The following is a 23,804-nucleotide window of genomic DNA, read 5'->3' as shown; positions in this document are numbered from 1 at the left end:
CCTCCGGGCTGGCGCCGGCGCAGAGGCGTGCGTGCACGGCGTCCCAGATGGGTCGCAGGTCGGTGTCGTCCGCGAGGTAGGCGAGGTCGGCGGCCATCGGTTAGTCACCGTCAGCGGGTGTCGGGAGCAGCAGGGGTGTCGGCTCACCGCTGCCTTGCCACAGCCAGGGCACCGTGATGCGGTGCCGGCCGTCGGTGACGACTTCGTGGACGACAACCTGCTGTGCTTCGCGTTTGATCAGTGGGGCGATCGTGGGTGTGGTTGCGAGGATGTCGAACTTCCAGGTCCGTAGCAGGGCGAGGATCTGGCGCAGGTTGGCTTCGTCGAAGGCGGCGTCGATCTCGTCGATGGACAGCAGACGTGGCCCTTGGTAGGCGTGGCCCGAGTACATCGACCATGCGGCGGCCAGCAGCGGCAGCATCGTGGCGAGCCGGGACTCGCCCGTGGACAGGCCCTTGAGCGGGTTTGACCGGGCGTTGACCGTCTTGAACTGGTCAGTGCCGAAGCTGCTGTGCGTGACACCGATCTCCCACTGATGCCAGGAGCGGTAGTCGAAGGTGTGCGCGACCCGGTCGGTCCAGGACTCCTCGCCGGCGTCTTCCATCCGCTCCCGGAGGATCTCGTACATCTGGTCGAAGACTTCATCGGAAGGTGGCGCGGCGAGCAATGCGACCATCTGCTGGGAGTTGTCGTCGTCGCGGACCTTCCAGTCGACCTGGACACCGACCTTCGCCACGCCGGTGCGGACATTTTCGAGGGTGGCCCGGATGTGCCGGACGAGGTCTCGAGCCGCCTCGCGGCGGGTCTGGATGTCGCGGCGCAGCTGCGTGAACATGGACGTCTTGAGGGTGGCTTTGATGTCGTGGCGCAGGTCTTGTTCGAGCCCTTCGGCGGTGGCCCGCAACGTTTCCGCGGCCTGTCGTAGATCTTCGCCGACGGCGGCGTTGGGCGCGGCCAGGGTGATGCGCCGCCATTCGGTGCCGTCGAGGATGGCGCTGTCGAGTTGCTGGTCGAACTCGGCGAGCGCCTGGTTGACCGTGCGCATGGTGGTCTCGAGTTGCTTCTGCGCCCGTTCCCGAGTGCTCTTCAGGCCGTCCAGGCGGGCGCTGGTGGCTGGCTTGTCGGCGAGCAACTGACGGGCCCAGGAGAGGGCGGCGGTTAGGTTCGCCGGCTGGTGGCGCTCGTCGCGGGTGAGGGTGTCTGGTACCGTCGCGAATTCGTGGGCGACCAGCAGGCACATGCGATCGAAACACATAGTGCGGTGCTGATCGGCCTCCTGTCTGCGCGGCGCGAGGCCGTCAAGGGTCGTCCTGGCGGCGACGGCGGCGTTGTCGTGCCGCCGGAATGCGCCGGCCATCTGTTCGTCCTTGGCCTGACGGTCGGCCAGCTCGCCGGCGAGGGTGTCTTTCGTCTCGCGTAGCTGGGTGTATTCCGCCCCGTACAGGGCTCGGGTCTGCTCCACTCGTGCGGCGAGTTGGTCCGCTTCGAGCCTGGCCTGGCCCACGCTGGTGGCGGCCTTCTGGAGTCGCGTGGCGGCCTTTCCCGCCGCCCGGTGGTCACGGCCGGCCGCCGCGAGCAGGTCCAGCGTCCGCTGCGCCGCGCTCTGCCAGGCGCCGACCTGCTGTAGGAGCGCGGAGACAAGGTCGCGGTGCTGGCGCAGGCCGTCCCGGTCGGTCGGCAGGACCGCACCGTCGGACAGGGTCGCCGAGGTATGCACGCCCTGCAGTGTCTGCCGGACGCGTTCGCTGGCCTGCTGGTGGCGGCGTCGGTGCTCATTGACCTGGGCGCGTGCGGCGGCCGCGTCCCGTTCCGCGGCGTCCTCCTCGCGGGCTGTGCGCCGCAGCTCCCCGAGATCCGGGAACCGTTGCTCCTCGGCGGCGCACTGAAGGTGAGCCGCCTGTGCCTGGTCCCGCCTTTCGGTGGCTTCGGCCAGGGCCTCCCGTGCGGCGGTGCGGGCGTCGTTGGCCGCCTCCTCCACCTGCCAGGTTCGCCGCAGTTCGCTCGCGCTCTCCTCTGTCTGTCGGCGAGCGTGCTCGACCGCCAGCTCGATGGCCTGGTGGGCGGACGCGATCTCGGCGAGCACTGTCGTGAGGCGGGCCGCAGCGGCGGCCAGCGCCTCGGTGGTCTGCTGACGGGCTGCGGCGAGGCCCAGCTGCAGTTGGTTGACCTGATCACGCGCTTCGGTGACCGATCCCGCCGGCGGGAAGTCGTCCCTCTCTTGCCCTGCCGCCAGCACAGCCGACTCGAGCCCCTCGAGGTGCCGCCGTGCGGTGTCGAGGGCGTCCCGCGCGCTGGCAAGCCGCAGCTCGAGATCGGCGACGAGGGCGAGCCGGGCACGCTCGCGGGTGGTGCGGCCAATGAACGTGGCCCGGTAGCTGCAGGGTGCGGTGGCGATCACGGCGCCGGTCCGCAACCGCCCGATGTGGAGGTTGCTGCCGGCCAGGTCGATCGCGATCGCGCCGAGCAGCCATGCGACCAGCCGCGGGTCGACTCCCGCATCGGCTTCGGGGACGAGAATGTCAGCGAGGCTATGCCCGGCGGCGGGACCATCGCCGGCAAGTACCAGCTCGCCGTCGCCGACGAGACCGTCGCCGGTGATGAGCGCGTCGAGAATCCCGGCGGTCAGCAGGGCACCCTCGATGAGATCGGCCCGCTCGGCGCTGATGTTGTCGGCGAAGGCGACGGTCGCCCACAACGGCACGCCCCGGTCGGGGGCACGTGGTGACCTCCACGGCGGCGCCGGCGGGACGGGTAGCTGCCGGCGAGCGTCGTCGAGCTCACCCCTGATCTCGGCGACCCGGTCCCCCTCGATGGCGATGGCACGTCTCGCGTCGGAGATCTGGAGCTGCAGCTCGCTGACCGCCACGGCATGCGCCCGCTCCAGGTCGACGAACGGCTGCCTCAGGTCGATCGTCTCCGGGGCGCCCGGCAGCGGCACGGCGCTGCCGTCGAGGTGCACGAGGCCGTCTCGCCAGGCGGCGACCTGGCGAGCCCACCGCGCCGCGGCCTGCGCGGCGGCAGCCTGGCCGTCCGCAAGGGCCCGTCCGGCCGACGCCGTGATCTCGCGGGCCGCGTCGGCGGACTGGTCGTGGTCGGCGTGTGCCTGCTGGGCCCGCTCGTCGGCGACCGCATGATCGAGTCTCGCCCGCTCCTGCGCGCTCTCCAGGTCATGTTGTGCCTGCCTGGCCGACTGGTCGGCGTCCTCGCGGGCTTTCGTGGCCCGGCGAGCCGCGCCGTCGGCGTCGTTCACGGTGCGGGTGCCGTGGGCGACGTCCTGCTGCCGGGCCGCTAGGGCGACGCGGTCACGAGTGGCGGTGACCGCTTGGTGCAGCCAGGCGACCAGCCGGTCGGGGTCGATCCGGTCCTCGGCGTCGGCCGTCAGATCTGTCGGAACCGCCGGAAGCTGCGAGCGGTCGTCATCCCACCGCCGCAACTGGTCGAGGAAGTTCGCTTCGGCTGCGGCGCGTTCGGTGGCGGCGAGGTCGGCGAGGTCGGCGAGCCGGTCCCAGGTGTCCTCGGCACGACGAAGATATGTCGCTTCGGTCCGTTGTTCGCCCTGGGCCAGCTCGTGTGCGTGGAGGGCCGCGTCGATGCCGGTAAGGCGCGCGACGCGGGCCTCGATCCACCCTCGCGGGGTTTCCGCGACCCGGGCGATGTCCATGTCTGGCGATGCCTGGCCGAGGTCCTCGACGGCTGTGACCTGATGGGTGACGTCACCGAGACGATCAACGAATGCCTGTGCACCGACCTCGGCTGCTGTGATCCGGAGCTGGGACCCGATTCCGGTCAGGTGGTGCTGGCCGCTGCGGGCCTGCGCGGCGGACTCCTCCGCCTGGTGCCCGGCGTTCCGCGACTCCTCCTCCAGCTCGTCACATTCCTGTTCGAGGTCGGAAACCCGCCTGCGTTGATCACCGAGTCGTTCCTCCAGGTGGGGCAGCTCGGCTCCGGCGTGGTCACGCAGTGCGTCCTCGGCGGCCTGAAGCCGGCCGCGGAGGCCTGCGATTTCGCTGCGCAGCTCCTCGCGCCGCTCCTGGACCTGGTCGGCCTGCGCCTGCGCCTCGGCCAGCTGCTGTTCGGCGGTGCGGGCCTCGCGTGCGTGATCGTCAAAGACCGTCTGGGCGTGCGCGAGGCGCGCGGCCTCCTCCGCGATGACCGCGTCGATGTAGCGCTGGTACTGCTGTTCCGACTGTTCCAGCTGCCGGATCTCGGCGCGTGCCCGCTTGAGCTGCCCCTCGAGACCGGCGATGCGTTCCATGGTTTCCGCGATGAACTGCAACGCTCTGGGATCCAGGGCCGGCAGCGCCTCGGTCAGCACCGCACGCATCTGGTTGGGCGAGATGGCCTCTGCAGTGCGGACGCTACGCAGGCTGCGCAGCACCCCGACCAGGGCATCGAACTGCACCGAGTCCAGCGGCGAGAACAGGGTGGTGCGGACCGTGTCGCGATACTGATTCTCCTCGGCGACGTGCACGAAGTCGCGAGCCTTCGCGGCGAGGCGGTCGTGTGAGATGAACAGCTGGCCACCGGCCGCGGCCAGCTGTTCGGCGAGCGCTTCGATCGGCACCGGCTCCCGCTGCCGCGCGAGCAGCAGGTCGGTGCCGACGCGCCCCGGCGTGATGAAGAACGCCTTCTGCAGCGCGCTGCTCTGCGATCGCAGCCACAGTCCGGTGGTCAGGTAGCGGACGTCACCGGTGTCGCTGTCGCGGCGGCCGTACTCCAGCCACCATGCCCCGGTCCGGTCTTCCTTCGCGTTGCGGTCGGTGTGCCGGTCGATGAGTGTCCCGACAGCCTCACCCGACACCGACAGCGCCTTCTGCGAAACCTCGCCGTCAAGCAGCACGGTGACCAGCATCGACGCGGTCAGGGACTTGCCGGATCCGTTTGGCCCCGCCAACGCGAGCCACCCGTCGGCGAACATCAGCGTCTCGTCGGTCCACGCCCAGGAGTTGACCGCGCCGGCCCTGGTCGGCTGCCACCGGTCGGTAGCGACCGGATCATGATCCCATTCGGAGAGTGAGCCGCCGGCGCCGTGCCTGCCGGGTGGCCGTCGGCTGTCGTGCGCGATGACGCTCACTTGTCCTCACCGGCGCCCGTGCCGGCGTCCGCCCGGTTCGGGCGTGCGCGACCGGGCTGGCCGTGGCGTGCCCGTACCCGCCACAGGTGCACGCCCGGTGTGATCTGCCAGCGGTCCCGGTCGCCGGTGGCCTGGAGCAGACCGGCGGAGACGAGCTCCGCGGCGGCGGCCCGGGCCAGCGCGGGCAGCCGTTCCGCGTAACCGGCCGCCCACCGGGGCATCTCCTGCCGGATCTCCTCGAACAGTGCCGTGATCTCGTCGCTGCTCACCTCAGGCTCGCCGTGCTGCGGCAGGCGCGACAGCAACGCCAGGGCGGCCTGCCGTTCGGTCTTGCGTCCCTGGGGGAAGTCGACGTCGGAGGCTGTTCCGGCCGGATCGGTGATCTCCCACCAGTCGCGGCGCACCGTCGCGACCAGCCCAAGAGACACAGCGACGTTCAGCGCTCGTTCCCGGCCGGTCGAGGTGGCCAGATAGCCGACCGGGTTCGGGTCGTCCTGCGGGTCGGCCGCCGGATCGTCGACCACGCGCCGCAGCGCAGTCAGCCGGCGCCCCTCCACGCTGGTGCGCCGCTGCTCGACGGCGTCCGGCTCGGCGTCCGGCAAGGACACCGCCGTCAGCGTGGCGACATGGTGCTCTGGGGGCCGGCTGCCGAGCGACAACAGCGTCGGCGACAGCGAGGCGAACTTATTGGCGAGGCTGTCCCGGTCCGCGGTGATGAACACCTCCGCGTTCTCATCGGTCACCGCCCGGTCCAGGTCGGCGTCGACGCTGATCTCCCCGTCAGCCTGCAACAGCTTGATCGCGTCGACGATGTTCTCCCGCGCAGCCTGCGCCTCCCGCTTGCTCACGCCGTCGGCGGCCACGATCCGGAACGCCGGCAGCCGGCCCGTGGCCGCATCCGCGGCGCACACCTGCGCCACCGACTGCAGCAGCTCGCGCAGGCTGATCCGCGGGCGCCTCCACAACTGCTCGCATACCAACGCGGCCAGCACCAGCACCTGCGTGGGCGCCAGCTCTCCCCGGCCGCTGCGACGTTGCAGCCGTGGCCCCCGGTCGCCGGGCACGTCGTCGCGGCGCTTGTGCAGGCGCACCACCCCGCCAACGTCGTGGACGTGCAGGCTCCAGCCCAGCTCCGTCCGGAAGAACTCGGTCAGCTCGCGGCGGCCGCGCAGCACCGTGCGGTAACGGACCGGGTCGTCGACCGCGGCGATGCGACAGGCCAGCATCAGGTGACGGGCCGCCTCGGCCAAGTCAGGGTCGAGAAGCCGCTGGTTCATGCCGCACCCTCCGTCACGGCAGGCGGCCGGCGCTGCGCGGCCTCGCTCGGAGTAACGGTGATCAGCAGATCCGGAGCCACCAGGATGCCTTCCGGGAAGCAGACCGGCAGATGGGTGCCAGGGCGGCCGAGCCGAACGCGGACGATGACGCTGGCTCCCTCGGCGTGCGCCTCGCCGTAGCCCGTGGCAGAGTTGATCATGTTGCGGGCAGCCTCGACCGCGCCGAGCAGAATCACCAACGCCGGGGTCTCCAGGCCGGCGAAATGGCTCATCGACACCTCGCCGTCGGTGGCCAGCAGAGTGGTGAACCGCCGCCGGTTCGCCGCCGTGGCGGCGGCCTTCTCCAACGCGGCGGCCCGGGCGGCACCGGCATCGGGAACCTTGCGCGGACGGCCGCTGGCACGGCCGACGCGCTCATGCTCACGAAGGACTACATCCACCTGATGCCGACTGGCTCCACCGGCCGCCGTAGCGGCGTGGGCGATGTCCTCCTCGGCCGTACCGACGACAGCATGCACGGCGGGCCAGTGACCGAACGCGGCAGCATAGACCCGGCGAGCCGCATCATCATCGGGCTGCGCGTACAGGCTGTAGGCGAGCTCCCGGAAGTCGGCAGCCAGATCCGAGCCACGCCGCAACGCCGTGTAGCGCCGGTCGATGGCCACCAACAGAGTGTGCACAGCACCAGCCGCCGACGAGATCAGCCGCTGCACCGACCCCGAGGGGGCGAACCACGCGGCCAGGTCAGACAGCCGGCGTACGCGCTCGTCGATCCAATCCTGCTGGTCTCGGACGTCGAGAAGACCGGCATGCAGGGCAGCCGTCTCGACAAGCGGCCGGTGCCCGGCAGCCCCCAGGTCGGCCAGAGCTGCCTCAACGCGACGAAGAGCCCGCCCATACTCGCGGGGAAACTGTCGCAGCGCCTCGATGACCCGATCGCGGTTCTCCCCGAACAACAGGTCATCGGTCACGTCCGACTGCACCATCTGGGCCAACGCGGCGTAGAAATCGGCGGTGACCCGCTGCATCTCGTCCAGCCGCGTCCGAACGTCGTCCAGATCGGTCGGCAGCAGCCCCGCATCGGACGAAAGATGCTCGATTAAATCCCGGACGGTGCGTTCAACGCTGTCGAGCAGCCGGCTCGGTAGCTGCAGCGCCCGCCGCGAATCGACGACCGCCGTGCGGACGGCAGCCACGACCGCGCGGCCAATCTTGGTCAACGCCCACGCCTCCTGGCGACGGACCACAGCGTCGAGGCCCGCGTTCAGCGCCGCGTAGTCCCGGAAGGGCTCGACCAGATGCGCGCCGGTCAGATAGTCGAGCACCGCACGCAGGTCTACCTCACTGACGTGATCGCGGAAACCGACCTCTCGCATCTGCACCCCGATATCGGCCAGCGTCGACATCGGAGCACGCGTCGCTAACTCTTCCAGAGCCGCCAACGCTGCCGTGTTGCGTTCCCGCGCCAAGTCCTCGGCCTGGCCGAAACATCGCCACACGACGGGATCGATGTCCTGCCACCACAGCCGCGGCGGGTTCGGCATTCGGCTACCTCCTGATGACGATCGCCTGCCACGCCATCTTCGCTGAAGCCACCGACACTTCTCCCGCTGTCCGAGACTCCGAGCCAGCACCAGAGCCCAGGGGTGTGTCGGCGCGCGTCGCCGAGTTGGTTGTGGATCTCGCTGCGCAGCCGCGTGACCAACCGCCGAGCTGCGGGAGCGCCAGCACACAGACGCTTGCGTAGTGTCTCGGCGGAGATGGGCCGCCGGTGCTGCTGCCAATGCAGCACATCCCTCGCCCTGGCCCGGTGGAGCAGGACCTGCTCACGCGCCCGGTCCGTTCCGGCCAGACCCGACCCGGGCCTGCTCACGAGCCGGGCGGTGCACTGACCGCTGGAGACCGCCCTACCTCGACGCCTGCGGCGACAACGACGGCAAACCCCCACAGGGCGCCGACACCGACCGCGCCAGCGACATCGAAGCGGATGAGGCGTGATGGCCACCGGGCTGCGCACCGTCTCGGGCTCGGCCGGCGACCCGCTGGCCGAGGCGATCGAGCTGACCCGCCGGCTCAAGTTACCGCACCTGCGGCGCGCCCTGACCGACCTGGTCCCCACCGCCAAGGCCCAGCGCTGGGACCCGGCCGAGGTCGTGCGTGTCCTGCTCGCGGAAGAGGCCGCCGGCCGGGACGCGGCCAACCTGCGGACCCGCCGCAAACGCGCCGCGTTCCCCGCGGGAAGACCTTCGGTGACTGGGACGAGACCGCCTCTTCCATCCCACACTCCACCCAGGACGCACTGAAAACGCTGGGTGGCTGGCGCGCAAGGAAAATCTCTGCATCTGCGGCCCGTCGGGGACCGGCAAGAGCCACTTCTGTGAAGCGCTCGGGCAGGCCGCCGTCGAGGCCGGGATGACGGTGGCCTGGTTCACCATCGAAGACCTCGGAGTGCTGGTCCGCCGCCACCGGGTCGACGACTCGATCACCCGGGTGATGACCCGGCTACTACGCACCGATCTGATCATCGTGGATGACATCGATCTGCTGCCGGTCTCACCGGACGCTGCCAAGGGCTTCTACCGGCTCGTCGATGCCGCCTACGAGCGCCGGGCACTGGCGGTCAGCGGCAACCTGCATCCGTCCGGGTCCGACGAGATGATGCCCAAGACCCTGGCTACCGCCACCGTCAACCGGCTGCTGCACCACGCCCACATCGTCGTGACCTAGGGTGACAGCTTCTGGCTCGCCCAGGCCACCTCCGGGAAGGGGGCGAAGGCGTTGATCTGATCGACACCTCACCTACGGCGGGGAGCTATCTGGCCGCCGTTGGGGAGATTTCCCTGGCCGCCAGTGGGGAGAACCGCAGGCCGCCTACGGGGAGAACGAAATGGCCATTGACACGCGACTTCCGAATACGTATGCCGTGGCACCCCCGCGGGTCAGGGTGACTGACCGAGAACCGGAGCGTGCCCAGCCTCGGTCGACCACGGTGGCGGAAACGTCTGTGACAGGCGCCGGCATCCAGCAGGCGATTGTCGCCGCGAACGCCGGGCAGGGAGGCACCTCGTCGCATCCGGCACCGGCACCGCCCCCAGCAACGGCAACCGCAACCCACGTGGGTCGGGCGCGCTGGACGGTGACCAGGGCTGGACGGGCTGGTGAGCACGAGCGTCGTATCCCCGCTCACAACGGGGATAGACTCGGTGCTGTCTAGACAGACTATCTGTCGTGTGGAGCTGGAGGCCGCCATGAACTGGCAGGTTCAGGAAGCAAAGCAACGCCTGAGCGAGGTACTCCGTGCCGTGCAGGTCGACGGACCACAGACAATCACACGGCATGGCGAAGAGATCGCCGTCATCATCGACGTCGATGAGTACCGAAGGTTGACGTGGCCGGCGAAAAATCTCACCGAGCTCCTCATCGGCCCCCCGTATTTCGACGACGACGTCATCGCCGTCCTGGAAGGGGTCGAAGCTGAGCGGAAAAATGACTTTCCGGGAGAAGTCGACCTCGGTGATGATATATGAGCTACCTACTGGACACCAATGTCCTGTCCGAGACCAGGAAACGCAGGCGCGACCCCGGCGTCACAGAATGGATCTCCCTGACCCCGTCGGGCCACATGTACCTGTCCACGCTGACCATAGGAGAAATCGAGCAGGGAATCACGCACCTGTTCCAACGAGGTGACCATCGGCAGGCGGCCATCGTCGAGGACTGGCTGAGCGATGTCATCCAGGAATTCGGCGAGCGGATCGTCCCGGTTACCACCCCGATCACCCGGCAGTGGGGAAGGCAGCGTAGAGTCCACCCGGTCCCCACGATCGACGCACTGATCGCGGCTACGGCGGGGGTCCACGGCTGGACAGTGGTCACCCGTAACACCAAGGATTTCGAGTATACTGATGTCCGGGTTTTTAACCCCTTCACCGGCTGACCCGGATCCGCGGTGGCTCACTGATTCGGCTCGCCGGCCGCCCAGGTTTCCTATTCCCCGGCCCCCGCCGGCATGGGCAATCATGTCGACCCAGCCAGCCTCGCGAAAACAATGCATGTCGTGCCAGCTGCCCGGGAACGCGAGGCTAGCACAGATCAACCGGCCGGGCAGATCGACGAAGAGTCGGATGTCAACGCCGTGGCGACGGTGCTTGCCGGGCAGCAAATCCCTGCGGTGCCTCCAGCTCAACGTCGGTACCAGCGTTCCGTCGATCAAGCAAACCGTGCCTTCCAGGAGCATCGCCAGGAACTCTTCTTGATCGCCCTCGTCAGGGTAGCCGAACGCGTGGGCGAGGAATTTGACCATGGGCTGGTCATAGTCCCAGGCTGTAGTCCTGCCGATCTCGAAATCTCCGTGAAGGTCCTGGTAGGTGGCATTGCGGCGCAGCCGGCACACCGTCAAGCTCAGGGCTTGGAGAAGCGACAGGATCTTGGGCCGATGGAACGGGGAGCGGCGGTCGTGCTGCCGGAACCGACGGCCGGCTGCGGCAAGGCCACCCGTCGGTTCCGGAGGCCGGGCCTACCGTCGTTGCGAAACTGCCGGGATGTGCTCCGGCTGGTAGGTGGCGATAATCTTACTGAAGTCGAACGAGTTCTGCTCGACGTAGGTGCATTTAGCCAGGTCCGAGCCGCTGAAATCGGCGCACTCGGGCAGGCGGCCCTGGTTGTAGTCGCGGCTGGCGTCCCAGCCGGAGAGACAGCCGAGATTGTTCGTCCGGGCGAAGTCGACGAGACGACGCATGTGGTCCAATGTGAAGATCTTGCCGTTGATGTGCCGGCCGAACATGGGGCAGGCGCCGATGCGACGCCAGACCTTCTGCTCGTCCCAACCCGGCCAGGCCGCGGCGATCTGCGTGAACATCCCGTTGAGCGCGATCACGCAGCATTCGTAGGCGTCTGGCGGGGAGGTCTGGCCGAACTCCATCAGCATGCCGTTGATCAGGGATGGTTGGATGCCGGCGTCCGCGAGTAGCTGCAGCAGCCGGACCCCGCCGTCGTTGAAGCCGACCAGGCTGCCCGGGGCGCCGTCGACCGGCAGGGTATAGGAGATCTTCAGGCCAGGCTGGGCGGCGAGCACCTGGGAGATGGCTGCGACATGCCGCTCCAGGCCCGGCTGGTTGTGGATGAATCCGCCTTCGAAGTCGAAGTCGAGGTAGGTGGCGCCGTAGTTGGCGAGGATCGCCCGGTAGGTCGCCGCAATGCGGGAGACATCGGTCTCCACGTCCTCGAGGGGAACGTTCGACGCGCCACCGAACGAGAGGATGACCTTTCCGCCGTGGGCGGCGAAGGCGTTCATGTCCTCCTTGCCGAAATCACTGGTGGTGGCCTCACCGAGGCTCGGGTATCCACCCCAGTAGACTTTCTTGTCGCCGCTTGGCTGGGCTACCAAGAAGCCGGTGAAAAACGCGTCAACGCCGGACAGGGAGCCGTATTCGGCGATTTTCGGGTTCGGCCAGGCGGTGTAGTCGACGAAGGGTGCGCGTCGTGCGTCCCAGTCGCCCGGGTCAGGTAGCGGCGCGGTCGTCGTCGCGGAGATCTCCTCGGACAGGTCCGAGCGGTTGCCCGACACATCGATCGCGCGGACCCGCAGGCGGTACTCGGTCAGCGAGTTCAGCCGGGAGACCGTGGCGCCGGGGGTTCTGGTCGGCCACGTGTGGGTCTCCCCGCCGGGCGTGCCGTATTCGATCACGTAGGAGGCGACCGCGACGTTGTCGGTGGACGGGTCCCAGGTCAGCTGCAGGCTGTGCGGGGCCCAGCCGGTGGCACGCAGTTTCTCCGGCACGGTGGGCGGGTCGTTGTCGACCGGCGGGTTCGCGTCCTGACCGTTGACCGTGAAGCCGTTCGGCAGCAGCCCGGGGTCCGTGCCCGCGCCGGGCCCGCCGTTCTGCATCGCAACGGTGAACTCCTGGGAGCTCTGGGCCAGAATGATCTTCCGTTCGGCGACGAACCGGCCCGTGACAGCCTCGACCGGGCGGTCGCTTTCCTCGAACACGAGACCATAGTTGTTGCGGATGATCCGGCCCTCGGCGAACGTAAAGGAAATCTCCGGGTCTACCAAGTCCTCGGTGGAGTAGTTGGACACGACGACCGTGAAGTTGGCCCACCACTCACCTCCGCCCGGAACCCATTCCGCCGACGCGAACACGAGACCTTGCGAATTCGACACTACATTTCCCTTCGGAGGTCCGGGGAACTTCGGATGAGCACCGACGCCAGCCAAAGCTATCTGCCTGCCCGCGGAAACCCCGTTCGACGCGCCCACCACACGATTGATCATTGGCAGCGAGGGACTGGTCCCACATCAGCGCGGGCCGGCCGAAACGTGCGATCTGCCACCCGTGGCAAAGGAATATCTACCCATGTCCGGCGAGGTCGCAAGGCACCGGCGAAATCAAGCCATCAACGCATAACCGCTATGCGATGTAGGGTTGGAGACCGGGCGGTGACATTTCACTTCAGGCTCGTGACACGGTACCTACACTGCTATTGCTAACGGGGCTTCGCTCCAGCCCGACGAGGCATGTGTCTGTGGTCCGTGTGTCCGTGTGTGCTCCAGGGCTCCGGCCGGGCGGTGTGACGGGTTGACGATGAACCCGCCGTTCACGAAGCCGATGAAGGCGATATGGCCGGTACGGCTCTTAGAGCGTGTTTGAGATCGGGCTTTCGATCAGTGAGCCGCGTCCAGGCGCCCCCTGGCAAGGCGGGAGGCCGAAGCGATACCGGATGAGTTGTATCGGTTTGGCTGACAACGCAGCCAGGGGGCGCCTGGGCACGGCGAGCCGGAATGACGATCTCAAACGCGCTCTTAATGCATACCCAAGCCGTACCACTCGGGTTGCAACCTCGTGTCATCGGCACGTCCCGACTCGTCGATCGGCGGGAACTTGTACGGACCCACCGTGGCGGTCGCGTCCTCCATTCTCATTCCCGCGAAGGTCGCGTCGTTGCGGCGACGACATCGATCCTGATCCCAGAGAGTCAGCGCACCGTCCGTATCGTGCCGGGATCCACGGGGTTCCGGCACGATACGGACGCCAGGATGATGCCCTGACCGGTTGAGACCACCCCGCTGGAGACCGCCGCTCGGCCACGCCATCAAGAGCAACCGCCTGTTCTCGCCGGACACGACCGACGATGACCGTGCCGAGGCAGAGTGGTGGTCCAGGCGGTCGATGACACTGAACTCGACGTTCATGTCGCTTCCTTCTGCGCTAGGGCCCATACCACCAATGGGAAGTCCGGCTCGTTGTCGAGTGAGTGCTGCTCGGGCGCGTATTGTGCCCACTCGGTGAAGTTCGCGATGACACAGGCCCGGTTGCCCCACGATCCGGTGCGGATGGTGTCCAAGGGGAACCCGCATTCCGCGAGCAGATGTTTAAGTCCGAGTTCGGTCCAGCGCGAGCAGTCCACCGGCTGGTCATGGATACGGATCAGGAAGGGCGTGGTGATCAGGACGTATCCGCCGGGGTTCACCATCTGATGGATGTTGCGTCCGGCGCGGTAGGGCCACAGCACGTGTTCGAAGACCTGTTCCGCGATCACCAGATCGAACGTCTCGTCGAGGGTCCCCGCACAGACGTCGTAGTCGCTGTAGAAGACCGCTCGATAGGAGCGGAACGCAAACGCGTCTTCCCAGATCGTGCCGGCGATCTCCAGGACCGACAGCCGGCCGGTGTCGAGCGCACCGATCCACTGGCGCGTTGTCTGGTTCATGACGATGCGACACCATTGGCGGTCGGCGTCGGGCGGCTGGCGAACCAGTTGGGTTGTCTGGGGCTGCTCTGCCATGACTCCTACCGGATGCGACGAAGGAAACCTTTTGGGCACCAGGTGAGCAACAGACTCTCCCGCTCACGCTCGATCACGAAATCGGGGTGTTCGGCCACGAACGTCTCGACTGCCTCGTACGGCCCCGGCCGGGGCCCCATGTCCAGGCCGTGTCCGAGGATTCCGTCCTCCACGACGAAGGAGCCTCCCGGCTTGACCAGTTGGCCGTACAGCCGCAGCACGGTGAGGGTGTTGTCGTAGGTGTGCGCGCTGTCCTCGATGACGACAACCCGGGCCTGTGGGTCAAGCAGACTCTCGACCTGGTCGAACAACTCACATGCGTCGCCTTCGACCCAGGTGATGCGCGGATGCTCGCGTACCCGCCGCGGCACCGACTCGTGGGAGAGGTCGACGGCGATGACGCGCCCGTTGTCCATCAGGTCACACAGATGGGCCAAGGCCAGCGTGCTGCCGCCGAACCGGTTGCCGATCTCGATGATGACGTCGGGAGCCTGCTCGTACAACAGCTCCTGGTAGACCCACAGGTCGAGGGGGTTCTTCCAGGCCGGAACGCCGAAGTAGCTGGTTTGCGTGAGGAAGCGCTGCTGCAGCCTCGGCAGGACCTGGCGCAGCGGGACATCCAAGGCCTCCTCCAGATACAGCGGCGGTGGCGGGGGCTGCCGCGCGTATTTCTCCATCGCCCGCCGAGTCGTATCGTCGACCTTGGCTGCGGAGCCTCCGGAGAGGCGAGTGAACGCCTCCTCGCGCACATCCCACCAGACCTTGTTGATCCGGTACATCGGGTCGTCGTTCGCGCGCGCCTTCGCCATGTCGCAGTTCCATGGCTTCTGCCCCACGTAGTGGAGGTTCTTGATGGCGTCCAGGTTCCAGAGCTCGGGGTGCGCCCTGCTGATTCCCTTCGTCGCGTTGTACACGTAGTCCAGAGCGTGCCAGCCGTCGGCGAAGTACTCGTTCAGCAGGTCCTGCTCAGCAAAGTGCATCTGGTCGATCTCACGCTTGTGGATCGCCCCCGTCAGCTCCTTGTACATGGCCGTGGATGGCGCGGCGACGAGCAGTCCGGCGTTAAACCGCCGCAGCTGCTGGGACCCGCCGTGATACGGACAGTGCTCGACTCGGAAGTAGGCCGGGAAGTTGTCGAAGTGCAGAGCGTTGCACAGGCACTGGGGGGCCGCGGCGATGGTCCCCGTGTCTATCGGGACGTCGAAGAGCTCGTCCATGTTGCGCAGCACCAGCATGTCGGCATCCAGCCAGACCAGCCGGTCGTACTCCTCGAAGTTCCACATGGCCAGCTTGGTCCACGAATCGACGAGGTACGGGAACGCGTAGTCGATGAGCTTGACGGGCGCGGGAAGGATGGGTTCGATCTCGGCGGTGTGGCAGTTGTCGAGTGCGGCTATCCGGCGTCTGGCCTCGACGCTGACGGTTGGCGTCAGCATGACGAGAAGGCGATGCCGTGAGTTGACTGTGAGAAGGGAGTACGCGAGTACGACGACACCGTCGACGTATCCGTCATTGGTCACCATGGTAACCCAGGCCCTGCCGTTGTCCATCTCCGGAGCGGATCGTGTCATCGAGGCGTGTCTCCTTTTCGGAAGCCGGTGGATCATCCGCGGTCAACAGCCCTCTGGTGTGACGACAGAGGAGGGGGTAAGGCCGCTGCTCGGGTGCGTTCGCTCGACGATGTCCTGGATTCCGTTCGGTCACGTCCGGGACGAAGAGCTCTTGGACGTTCGATGCTCGGTCGATGGTGTTGCGCGGATTCGGTTCGGTACCGGTGGATAGATCGTCGATGGCCGCGGTGACCGCCCCCACGGCCGCTAAGTGGCTTAGAGCGCCCGGCAATAGGGGTGTGGATCAAGGAGCGGGACTGGGGTGCGTGCATCGCGAGGCGGCGGAGGGAGCCACCCTGGCGTTGGGTGTCGACCGACGACAACGCGGCGAGGTGCGTGCCCCAGCCCCGCGACGCCGCGCCCCTATTGCCGGTCGCTCTTACTACATGTCCGCCGATGAACCCAGCGCCGCCGGTTAGCGGAATCTTCACCCAGACCCCCGTCCTCCTTCGCGCAGCGCTTTACGCCGTCCATGCACGATCGACACAGGATGCGGCTGTCCGCCGAGAGTTCACCCGGCCGACGATGATCTGCATGTGAAAGGTCTGGCCGGTGCTACTCTGACGTAACCGTACCAAACATGTACCATCTGAATCCAAGCAAGTTGTCGAATACTGTGGGTGACATATGTGATCCAAAAAGCAATGGGTGCCGCGGGCTCGGTGCGGGTGCGGGCGTTGTGAACCCGACCGGCAGTGCCCGGTCCCGCAGGCATCTGACATCGCCATGGCCTGCATGTTTGGACATTCCCTGGTACGGGCCGGCATGTTCTGGCAGGTATGCCAAGGTTCTTTTTAATCTCTGGGTTCAGGCTTCGGGCCCCTGGCGGCCCGCCACGCTACGTAGTTGACCTCTAGTCTGGTCAAATAGATTGACTGATCGGTCGGAACACTCGGGGGCCACCTAAACGATCAGATAGGCGGGCTTGTCTCCTGGTTCGTACGGAAAGATGGTTCTCACCCGGCGACCCTAATTTGACTACTTTGGGTAAAATCTGGTCCGGCGACGTCGAGCAGAACTGGCTCACCAGGTTCGGGTTGCCAGGGAGGGCCTGTCGGCTGCCCGTGGGGCCGGTTTGACGGGCTCAGTGGCCGGCGGGACGCTGCGGCCGTCGATGTTGGTATCAGGCGGGCCATACGGCTCCAGCCACGAGCTGTCGGCGAGGCGGCCTTCAAGGTAGGCAGGTCAGGCTCCCCCGCCACTTTCAAGCTATAGCGCATCGGGGGTCTTGCGGCAAGGCCCCGGTGGTGCCGCAGAATCGCTCCCCATTGTCAGAACGACAGGCGAGGGGTAGCGACGTGCGGGAGTACGCGGTGGTAATCGTCGGCGGTGGGCCGACGGGGATGATGCTGGCCGGGGAACTGGCGCTGGCGGGTGTAGACGTTGCGATTGTCGAGCGGCGCCCGACGCCAGAGCTCGCCGGCTCGCGTGCGGGCGGGTTCCACTCCCGCACGATCGAGATCCTCGACCAGCGTGGCATCGCCGGCCGCTTTCTGGACGAGGGACAGGTCGCGCAGACAGCGCGGTTCGGCGCCATGGTGCTGGACATCAGCGATTTCCCCACCCGGCATCCGTACGGACTGGGGCTGTGGCAGAACCACATTGAGCGGATCATGGCAGGCTGGCTGGACGAACTCGGCGTGCTCATCCATCGCGGTCGTGAGGTCATCGGGTTCGTGCAGGACGAGGGCTGCGTCGAGGTCCGCCTCGCCTCCGGCGAGACGATCCGCGCCGCCTACCTCGTCGGCGCGGACGGGGGACGCAGTGTGATCCGCCGGGCGGCCGGCATCGCGTTCGAGGGCTGGGACGCGACGCGCAGCCACCTGATCGCCGAGGTGCGGCTGAGCGAGGAACCGGAATGGGGCACTCGTCTCGATGCTGTCGGCGTCCATGGCCTGGGCAGGGTGGACTACGAGATCCGCGACGGCGAGGTGGTCTACGCCGACGAAGGGCCGGTACGGGTCATGGTGACCGAGGAGCGCGTCGGCCCCGCCACCAAACCCACGCTCGACGACCTCCGCGCGGCGCTCACCCACGTCTACCACACCGATTTTGGCGTCCACAACCCGACCTGGCTCTCGCGCTTCACCGACGCGACCCGGCAAGCCGCGGCGTACCGCGACCGGCGTGTGCTGCTCGCGGGCGACGCCGCGCATATCCACTCGCCCGCCGGGGGGCAGGGCATCGGCCTCGGAGTCCAGGACGCGGTGAACCTCGGATGGAAGCTCGCTCAGGTGGTCAAAGGCGTGTCACCCGACTCGCTGCTCGACACGTACCACACCGAGCGGCACCCCGCAGACGCCTGCGCGCTGCGGCACACGATGGCGCAGAGTGCCACACAGCGGCAGGACGAACGGGTATGCGCGCTGCGCGACATCACCGCTGACCTGCTCACCATCAATGCGGCGCGCGTACGCGTCGCCGCGCTCATCCACGGCCTCGACGTGCGATACGACCTCGGCGATGACCACCCGCTGCTCGGACGCCGCATGCCCGACTTCGACCTCATCACCGCGACCGGGCCGCTGCGGACCTACGCGCTGCTCCATGCCGGCAGGCCGACATTGATCAACTTCGGCGACCGCGGCAGCATCGACATCACACCGTGGGCCGATCGAGTGCGGCTCACCGACGCAACCTACGACGGTGCGTGGGAGCTTCCCGTGCTCGGAACGGTCACCGCCCCCAGCGCGGTGCTGATCCGCCCCGACGGCCACGCCGCCTGGGTAGGCGATGGCACCAGCCTTGGGCTGGACGACGCGCTCACCCGCTGGTTCGGATCACCCGCCATGGTCACGAACATGCGATCCCCGGACCCGCAGCCGGGCGGAATCAAGCGGTCAAGGCGACACATGCCTTTCCAGTAGATCGTTGAACACTTCTACCGGCTTGCGCCAGCCCAAGGTCTCACGAGGCCTGCCATTCAGCTCCGCGGCCACGACGGCTACTGGTAGTGGTAGCGACAGGAGATGATGGTGATCTGGCTGGGCTCAATTGCGTAGACCAGTCGATGTTCGTCGTCGATCCGGCGCGACCGTAGCCCGGCCAGGTTGTTGCGCAACAGCTCGGGCTTACCGATCCCCGGCCCCTCGGGATCGCGTTTGATGTCTGCGATCAACGCGTTGATCCGCTTGAGCGTCTTGCGATCCTGGTTCTGCCAGTAAAGGTAGTCATCCCAGGCATGGTCGGTCCAGGTCAGCTTCACTCGTCAGGACTCAGCGGCCGCTCGACAGCTTCACCCGAGTGCCACTGTTCTACGCTCTCCATCAGCCGCCTGGCGTTGACAGGAGTGCGCAACAGGTAGTTGGTCTCGACGATCGAGTCCCAGTCCTCCTTGCTCACGAGGACAGCATTCCCACGCTTCGAGACGATCTCGACGGGGGTGTGATCGGCATTGACCTGCTCGATCAGCGGAAACAGGGTCTTACGCGCCTCGCTGGCACTGATCGCCGCTACCATGCCGTCTCCCGATCCACCACCAGGCCAGTGTTGTACCAAATACGGTACAACACTGGGGGCCAAGGGCACCTCGCCACCGCCCGCCGTCGCGCCGAACGGACCCGCTGACAAGCCCTCACCGCGCTGCGCCATCTCGGCGCCACCGGCACCCCGGTGACCTTCGACGCCGTCGCCCGTCACGCCGACGTGTCCCGGTCCTGGCTCTACACCCAGCCTAGACCGTTCCCGATGTTGTTGACACCTGCTCATCGACGCGGGACGCAAGTGACCGTCAGCGTTACCCGTCCACGTTCGTGGACATCGTGAATTGCCTACGAACGAAGGCAACCTGTATTGTCTACGAACGAAGGCAAATCGGACCGCCTATGAGCGTCGACAGGATGCCGCCATGGCCAACATCACCAACGCCCGTCAGCTCGGCGCGGAGGTACGCGAGGCCCGCAAGAGGCGAGGCCTGTCACAGGAGGATCTTGCCGCCCAGGCAGGGGTCTCCCGCGCCTGGCTGACCCGCTTCGAGACCGGCCATCCGACAGCGAGCGTCGAGCCCCTCTTCCGGGTGCTCAGCGCCCTGGGCCTGAGCCTGGACCTGGCCGAACGTACGGTCACCGAGGCCGAGGCCGCGGTCCTTGCCGCCCTCGCGACACGGGCGAGGCGCTGATGGCGGCACGCAGCTTGCTGGTGGTCCTCTACGGCGTCGCGGTTGGCCGGGTCGCACAGCGCAGCTCCACCGCCGAGCCTGAGTTCACCTACGAGCCGGCCTACCTCGCGACCAGGCCCAGTACTCCGCTGGGCGTGCGGATGCCACTGAGCGGAACGACCTACCGAGGTAGGAGCGTCCGCGCCTACCTCGAGGGCGTGCTGCCTGAAGACCCCCGGACGCGGCAGCGTTGGGGGGCCGCGCTGGGCGTCGAGCCCGATGACACGCTGGCGATCCTCGCCCAGATGGGCTGGGACTGCCCCGGTGCGGTGCAGTTCTGCGAACCCGACGCGGTCGACGAGATGCTCTCCCGTGCCCAGGAAACGCGGCCTGTCAGTGACCAGGACATCGCGCAGCGGCTCAGCGCACTGCGCACCGGGGACACGGCCTCCTGGAGCCTGCCCCACGAGCACTGGTCGCTGCCCGGCCAGCAGTCGAAGTTCGCGCTCGCGAAGCTGCCCGCTGGCTGGCACGAGGCACACGGCTCCGCGGCGACAACCCACATCATCAAGCCCGGTATCGGGCGCCTCCACCACCAGTCCCTCGTCGAGCACGCCACGATGCGCGCGGCCAGCGCGCTCGGGCTCGACGTCGCCCACACCGAGTTCACCCGTTTCGGCGACGGCGAGCCGGCGATCGTCATCGAGCGCTACGACCGCGTCATCCTCGACGACGGTGCCGTTCTGCGCCTCCATCAGGAGGACTTCTGCTCCGCCAGCGGACGGCTCCCGTCGAAGAAGTACGAAGCGCACGGCGGCCCCGGACTCACCGACCTCGCCCGGATCGTCGAGCAGAACTCACGCGGCCACGCCGCCGCCGGTTTGGCCGCGCTCGGCGGCTTCGCCGCCATCAACTACGTCACCGGCGCGCCCGATGGCCACGCGAAAAACGTGTCTCTCCTGCTGCTCCCCAACGAGATCAAGGTTGCCCCGCTCTACGATCTCGCCACCAGCCTCCCCTACGACGCCGACCCGGGCCTGCGCGAGGTCGCGGTCGGGATCGGCGGCCGGCGGAAGTTCGGACAGGTGCTCGGCAGGCACTGGGACCGCGCGGCGGCCGTCCTCGGCATCCCTGCCGAGCAGTACCGCCAGACCGCCAGGGAGATGGCTGGGCGCTTCCCGGACGCGTTCTCCGACGCGCTCACAGAGGTCGGTACGTCCGAGGCCGAGGAGGTACGAACGCGTTCGATCGACCGCATCGCCCGGCACACCCGCCAGCTGGCGGAACGCCTCGACGATCCGATGGGACGCTGACGCCGCCGGCGTGTCCGGCTTACCGGTCACGCCTCGACACGCGGAGCCCGCCAGCAGAGGCGCATCCATCCGCACGGCGACGGCGTCGTCGTTGACCACACGCTGTAGCAGCCGGTCCTTCCGCGCGGTGGACAGCTTTGCGATCCAGGCTGCCAAGCGTGCGGGACTGTCTGTGGCTTCGCCGAGCGGTGGGCTGCTTGCCTTGGCCGCGACCGCAAGGAGGTCGTCGTCGAGGCGAAGGAAATCGGCCAGCTCGCGCTGCGGTGCCGTGAACCCGCCCATCTCCAGTCTCCCTCTGCACCGCCCAGAGATTTCGCAACCTCTGATGGGTGGTATCGCTGCGCAGATGGCTGACCATACTGCGGGCCATACGCGCCGACCCGCAGCCGTCCGCGCAGGGCCTCCGCCGAAATTGGGCGTCGGTCGTTGCTGGTGCATATTCTTAGCCTGTGCGTAATGAAACGATCGCGCTGGCGGGTCTTGTCTCCGCAGCCAGGTGATCGTCGACCTGCGTCGGGAACCTCGCCCGGCACTGGCCGATCGTCGGATGCGGCCCGCGTGGCGTCCGCAGGACGACGCTGAGACGCCGGTCCGGACGCGCCCGGCGTGCGCGGTCGAGGAGGCGAGGCGCCAAGGCCGCTGGGCAGTCGTCATCGGCGTCCAGCATCACCAGGACGCCTGTCGCATCGGGGTTGAGCACGACGGTCCGCTCGATGATCCTCTCGATTCCTCCGGTGGTGGTCAGCTGACCACGGCCATACCGGCTGGGTCTGAGGAAGCGGGCTGACCAACAGCCGAACATGTCGTGCGCGAGTCGGCGAAGCAGCAGCGGCACGGCGCTGATCTCACCCGTGCCTTCGACGACGAGCGCGATGATCGGAGCCGGTTCCACGGCTTGGTTCACCACGCCGTGTCCGGCGGCTCGGGCCAAGGGGTGAGCTGGTTTGACCGCTGGAGTTCGCCGAGTGTCCCAAGGTCACGTCGAACGATCTCGCGGATGCGGTCATCCACCTCGGTGACAACCGTCGTACCGTTTCGCAGCTCAACGATCCGCGCTGCGTCGAGGGGGAAGTTCTTCTGGTCGAGAAGGTCGGCGCTCTGGGTCGCGACGACGACCTGGACATGCTCGGAGGCCTCGGCCAATGCGCTGAACAGCGCACCGACAGCACCGGCATGAAGGCCGAGCTCCGGATCCTCCACGACGACCAGGGGGATCGTGCCCATCCAGGTGCCGGTCTGGAACAGCGAGGCGAGTAGGCCGGTAGCCGCGAGTGTGCCGTCGGACATCGACTGGGCGGGGAACACCTCGACGCCGCCGTCAGCCGAGGGCTCCGCCATCCGCAGCCGAACGGTGTGGAACTCGTCGAGGGCGAACGTCTCGATGCCGAGTGCGCCGGGCAGAATCGCCGCGAGGTAGTCGTCGATCCTGCGTCGTGCATGAGGAAATTGGGTCGCGAGCGCATCAAGTACTTGGGGGAGCTGTTCGCCCGACGGCCCAAGCACAGAGCGCTTACTCCGCTGCCCGACGAGGCGCATTGTCGAGGGGCTCAGCGCATGGAACGCCATACCCCGCAACGCCGAGTAGACCATTGCGAGCGGCGGAAGGCGCGCGGCTGTCGGCAGGACCAGCGTCGTCGGGTCCGCGACCGGACCCATCAGCTGCGCCGGACCGGTGACGACCCGGCCCTCCTCGGCAGCGAAGCCGCCCGCAGCCTCGGCGCCGGTGAACTGGCACCACTCGCGCTCGATGTGCGTCCCCAGGTCGGTGGCCTCATCGAGCCGGAGCTCGAATCCATAGATCGCTGTCATGGGTTCCAGCGGTAGGGACAGGGCGTCACCTCGTGCCTGGCCGGGACGCGGGGAGATGCCAAGCTCCAGCTCGATCCGCACCCGGCCCGCCGGCCATGAGCCTCGGTGCAGGACCGTGGACAGGCCTTGCCGATCCTCTATTGCCTGCGCGGGCGAAGTCCTCACCACGTCCTGCACGAACCGCAACGCATCGATCACGTTGCTCTTCCCTGCGCCGTTCAGGCCCAGCAGCACAGTCAGCGGACCGAACCTGATCTCGGTATCCACGATCGACCGGAAGCCCTGGATACGCGCGCGGTGCAGGAAGGGCGTGAGCCGCGCACTGACCGCCGTCGCCACTCCGCCTCCTCACGCATCCAATTCACGCATCCCATTCGAGATCAGCGCACACGCTATCCCAGCGACGCCGTGCCCTACGCTCATCGCGTCAAGGGCAGCCCGATGGCTGGCCGGGACCGGGGGTGTGTGATCCCGTTCAGGTCGGCCCGGCAGGCCAGACGGGGACAGCGACTCCATGCTCGTCGATCCGGAGTCGTGGTGGGTGCGTCATCGCCTGTCACCCCAGGGGCCGTGCCTGCGCTTATCGGCATCCGGCGGGCGAGGAGGATGGCGAGGTGATGGCGATGCATGCCCGGCGAGGCTCCGAGGTGCCAATGGGCGCGGCTGTCAAGCGGTCGCATCGTGATCGACATCCAGAACCTCCGACACGCCGACAAAACGGGGAGGTTCTGGCAAAGATCGATAACGCTGTGACCTGCACAAATGTAAACGATCAATCTTTTGGATCAGTTTATCCACAGCCCTCGTCGGGAGGTTCTGGAAGGATCTTGCAAACCCGCA

The 23,804-nt window shown here is 67.5% G+C and carries 15 protein-coding genes and 2 pseudogenes; 6 read left to right on the top strand and 11 right to left on the bottom strand.

The annotated features are described in order from the left end of the window. Nucleotides 1–100 precede the first annotated feature (100 nt). From MJ783_RS08840 to MJ783_RS08830, 3 genes are read right to left on the bottom strand one after another with little or no spacing between them, the layout of a single operon-like run. Nucleotides 101–5,074: an SbcC/MukB-like Walker B domain-containing protein gene (locus MJ783_RS08840; protein WP_239309892.1), complete on the bottom strand. Its 4,974-nt coding sequence runs from the start codon at nt 5,072–5,074 to the stop codon at nt 101–103. Next, nucleotides 5,071–6,351, bottom strand: coding sequence for a DUF2398 family protein (locus tag MJ783_RS08835; protein ID WP_239309891.1), 1,281 nt, complete (start codon nt 6,349–6,351; stop codon nt 5,071–5,073). Before MJ783_RS08835 ends, MJ783_RS08840 begins: the two co-directional genes overlap by 4 nt. Then, nucleotides 6,348–7,895 (bottom strand): DUF2397 family protein, encoded by a 1,548-nt coding sequence (locus MJ783_RS08830; protein WP_239309890.1) that lies wholly within the window; start codon nt 7,893–7,895, stop codon nt 6,348–6,350. Before MJ783_RS08830 ends, MJ783_RS08835 begins: the two co-directional genes overlap by 4 nt. 453 nt (nt 7,896–8,348) lie before the next feature. Between MJ783_RS08830 and MJ783_RS23620 the strand changes: the two are divergent. The 3 genes and pseudogenes from MJ783_RS23620 to MJ783_RS08815 all read left to right on the top strand — a co-directional run bounded on the left by MJ783_RS23620 (nt 8,349) and on the right by MJ783_RS08815 (nt 10,288). Further along, nucleotides 8,349–9,078: pseudogene (locus MJ783_RS23620) on the top strand (ATP-binding protein). 431 nt (nt 9,079–9,509) lie between these two features. Continuing rightward, nucleotides 9,510–9,878, top strand: coding sequence for a type II toxin-antitoxin system Phd/YefM family antitoxin (locus MJ783_RS08820; RefSeq protein WP_239309889.1), 369 nt, complete (start codon nt 9,510–9,512; stop codon nt 9,876–9,878). After that, the gene (locus tag MJ783_RS08815; RefSeq protein ID WP_239309888.1) at nt 9,875–10,288 is read left to right on the top strand and encodes a type II toxin-antitoxin system VapC family toxin; all 414 of its coding nucleotides are present in this window, start codon (nt 9,875–9,877) and stop codon (nt 10,286–10,288) included. Before MJ783_RS08820 ends, MJ783_RS08815 begins: the two co-directional genes overlap by 4 nt. 87 nt (nt 10,289–10,375) lie before the next feature. Here MJ783_RS08815 and MJ783_RS23615 read toward each other — a convergent pair. From MJ783_RS23615 to MJ783_RS08800, 4 genes and pseudogenes are all read right to left on the bottom strand, one after another. Further along, nucleotides 10,376–10,588: pseudogene (locus MJ783_RS23615) on the bottom strand (transposase family protein); the annotation flags it as partial. 279 nt (nt 10,589–10,867) lie between these two features. Further along, a complete protein-coding gene (locus MJ783_RS08810) occupies nt 10,868–12,514 on the bottom strand; it encodes a fibronectin type III domain-containing protein (RefSeq protein WP_239309887.1) in 1,647 nt (548 codons plus the stop codon). Nucleotides 12,515–13,539: 1,025 nt separating this feature from the next. Further along, on the bottom strand, nt 13,540–14,061 hold the full coding sequence (locus MJ783_RS08805; RefSeq protein WP_239309886.1) for a methyltransferase domain-containing protein: 522 nt from the start codon (nt 14,059–14,061) through the stop codon (nt 13,540–13,542). Nucleotides 14,062–14,141: 80 nt separating this feature from the next. Further along, a complete protein-coding gene (locus tag MJ783_RS08800; RefSeq protein ID WP_239309885.1) occupies nt 14,142–15,707 on the bottom strand; it encodes a CmcI family methyltransferase in 1,566 nt (521 codons plus the stop codon). Between the two features lie 1,337 nt (nt 15,708–17,044). On the opposite strand from MJ783_RS08800, the gene MJ783_RS08795 reads away from it, so the two are divergent. Then, nucleotides 17,045–18,613, top strand: coding sequence for an FAD-dependent monooxygenase (locus MJ783_RS08795; protein WP_239309884.1), 1,569 nt, complete (start codon nt 17,045–17,047; stop codon nt 18,611–18,613). Nucleotides 18,614–18,690: 77 nt separating this feature from the next. Here MJ783_RS08795 and MJ783_RS08790 read toward each other — a convergent pair whose 3' ends face one another. Beyond that, nucleotides 18,691–18,951, bottom strand: coding sequence for a Txe/YoeB family addiction module toxin (locus MJ783_RS08790; RefSeq protein WP_239309883.1), 261 nt, complete (start codon nt 18,949–18,951; stop codon nt 18,691–18,693). Next, nucleotides 18,948–19,205 (bottom strand): type II toxin-antitoxin system Phd/YefM family antitoxin, encoded by a 258-nt coding sequence (locus MJ783_RS08785; RefSeq protein ID WP_239309882.1) that lies wholly within the window; start codon nt 19,203–19,205, stop codon nt 18,948–18,950. The genes MJ783_RS08790 and MJ783_RS08785 overlap by 4 nt, the downstream gene beginning before the upstream one ends. A 388-nt stretch (nt 19,206–19,593) precedes the next feature. On the opposite strand from MJ783_RS08785, the gene MJ783_RS08780 reads away from it, so the two are divergent. Together MJ783_RS08780 and MJ783_RS08775 are read left to right on the top strand one after the other, a co-directional pair. Further along, nucleotides 19,594–19,863, top strand: a complete 270-nt coding sequence (locus MJ783_RS08780; RefSeq protein ID WP_239309881.1) for a helix-turn-helix domain-containing protein — start codon at nt 19,594–19,596, stop codon at nt 19,861–19,863. Further along, entirely contained in the window at nt 19,863–21,155 is a 1,293-nt protein-coding gene (locus MJ783_RS08775) for a type II toxin-antitoxin system HipA family toxin (protein WP_239309880.1), read from the top strand. Before MJ783_RS08780 ends, MJ783_RS08775 begins: the two co-directional genes overlap by 1 nt. A 442-nt stretch (nt 21,156–21,597) precedes the next feature. Here MJ783_RS08775 and MJ783_RS08770 read toward each other — a convergent pair whose 3' ends face one another. Together MJ783_RS08770 and MJ783_RS08765 are read right to left on the bottom strand one after the other, a co-directional pair. Then, complete coding sequence (locus MJ783_RS08770; protein WP_239309879.1) at nt 21,598–22,059, bottom strand: hypothetical protein; 462 nt, start codon at nt 22,057–22,059, stop codon at nt 21,598–21,600. Beyond that, nucleotides 22,056–23,303: an AAA family ATPase gene (locus MJ783_RS08765; RefSeq protein ID WP_239309878.1), complete on the bottom strand. Its 1,248-nt coding sequence runs from the start codon at nt 23,301–23,303 to the stop codon at nt 22,056–22,058. The genes MJ783_RS08770 and MJ783_RS08765 overlap by 4 nt, the downstream gene beginning before the upstream one ends. Nucleotides 23,304–23,804: the final 501 nt, after the last annotated feature.

The sequence above is a fragment of the Protofrankia sp. Cj3 genome, assembly GCF_917627355.1.
Lineage (GTDB): Bacteria > Actinomycetota > Actinomycetes > Frankiales > Frankiaceae > Protofrankia.
This window is presented reverse-complemented; position numbering and strand designations above follow the sequence as displayed.

Excerpts from the sequence above, each read along its gene's own strand:
- MJ783_RS08815 (WP_239309888.1), top strand. The coding sequence starts at position 9,875 with ATGAGCTACCTACTGGACACCAATGTCCTGTCCGAGACCAGGAAACGC.
- MJ783_RS08785 (WP_239309882.1), bottom strand. The coding sequence starts at position 19,205 with ATGGTAGCGGCGATCAGTGCCAGCGAGGCGCGTAAGACCCTGTTTCCG.
- MJ783_RS08780 (WP_239309881.1), top strand. The coding sequence starts at position 19,594 with ATGGCCAACATCACCAACGCCCGTCAGCTCGGCGCGGAGGTACGCGAG.
- MJ783_RS08800 (WP_239309885.1), bottom strand. The coding sequence starts at position 15,707 with ATGACACGATCCGCTCCGGAGATGGACAACGGCAGGGCCTGGGTTACC.
- MJ783_RS08805 (WP_239309886.1), bottom strand. The coding sequence starts at position 14,061 with ATGAACCAGACAACGCGCCAGTGGATCGGTGCGCTCGACACCGGCCGG.
- MJ783_RS08830 (WP_239309890.1), bottom strand. The coding sequence starts at position 7,895 with ATGCCGAACCCGCCGCGGCTGTGGTGGCAGGACATCGATCCCGTCGTG.
- MJ783_RS08775 (WP_239309880.1), top strand. The coding sequence starts at position 19,863 with ATGGCGGCACGCAGCTTGCTGGTGGTCCTCTACGGCGTCGCGGTTGGC.
- MJ783_RS08835 (WP_239309891.1), bottom strand. The coding sequence starts at position 6,351 with ATGAACCAGCGGCTTCTCGACCCTGACTTGGCCGAGGCGGCCCGTCAC.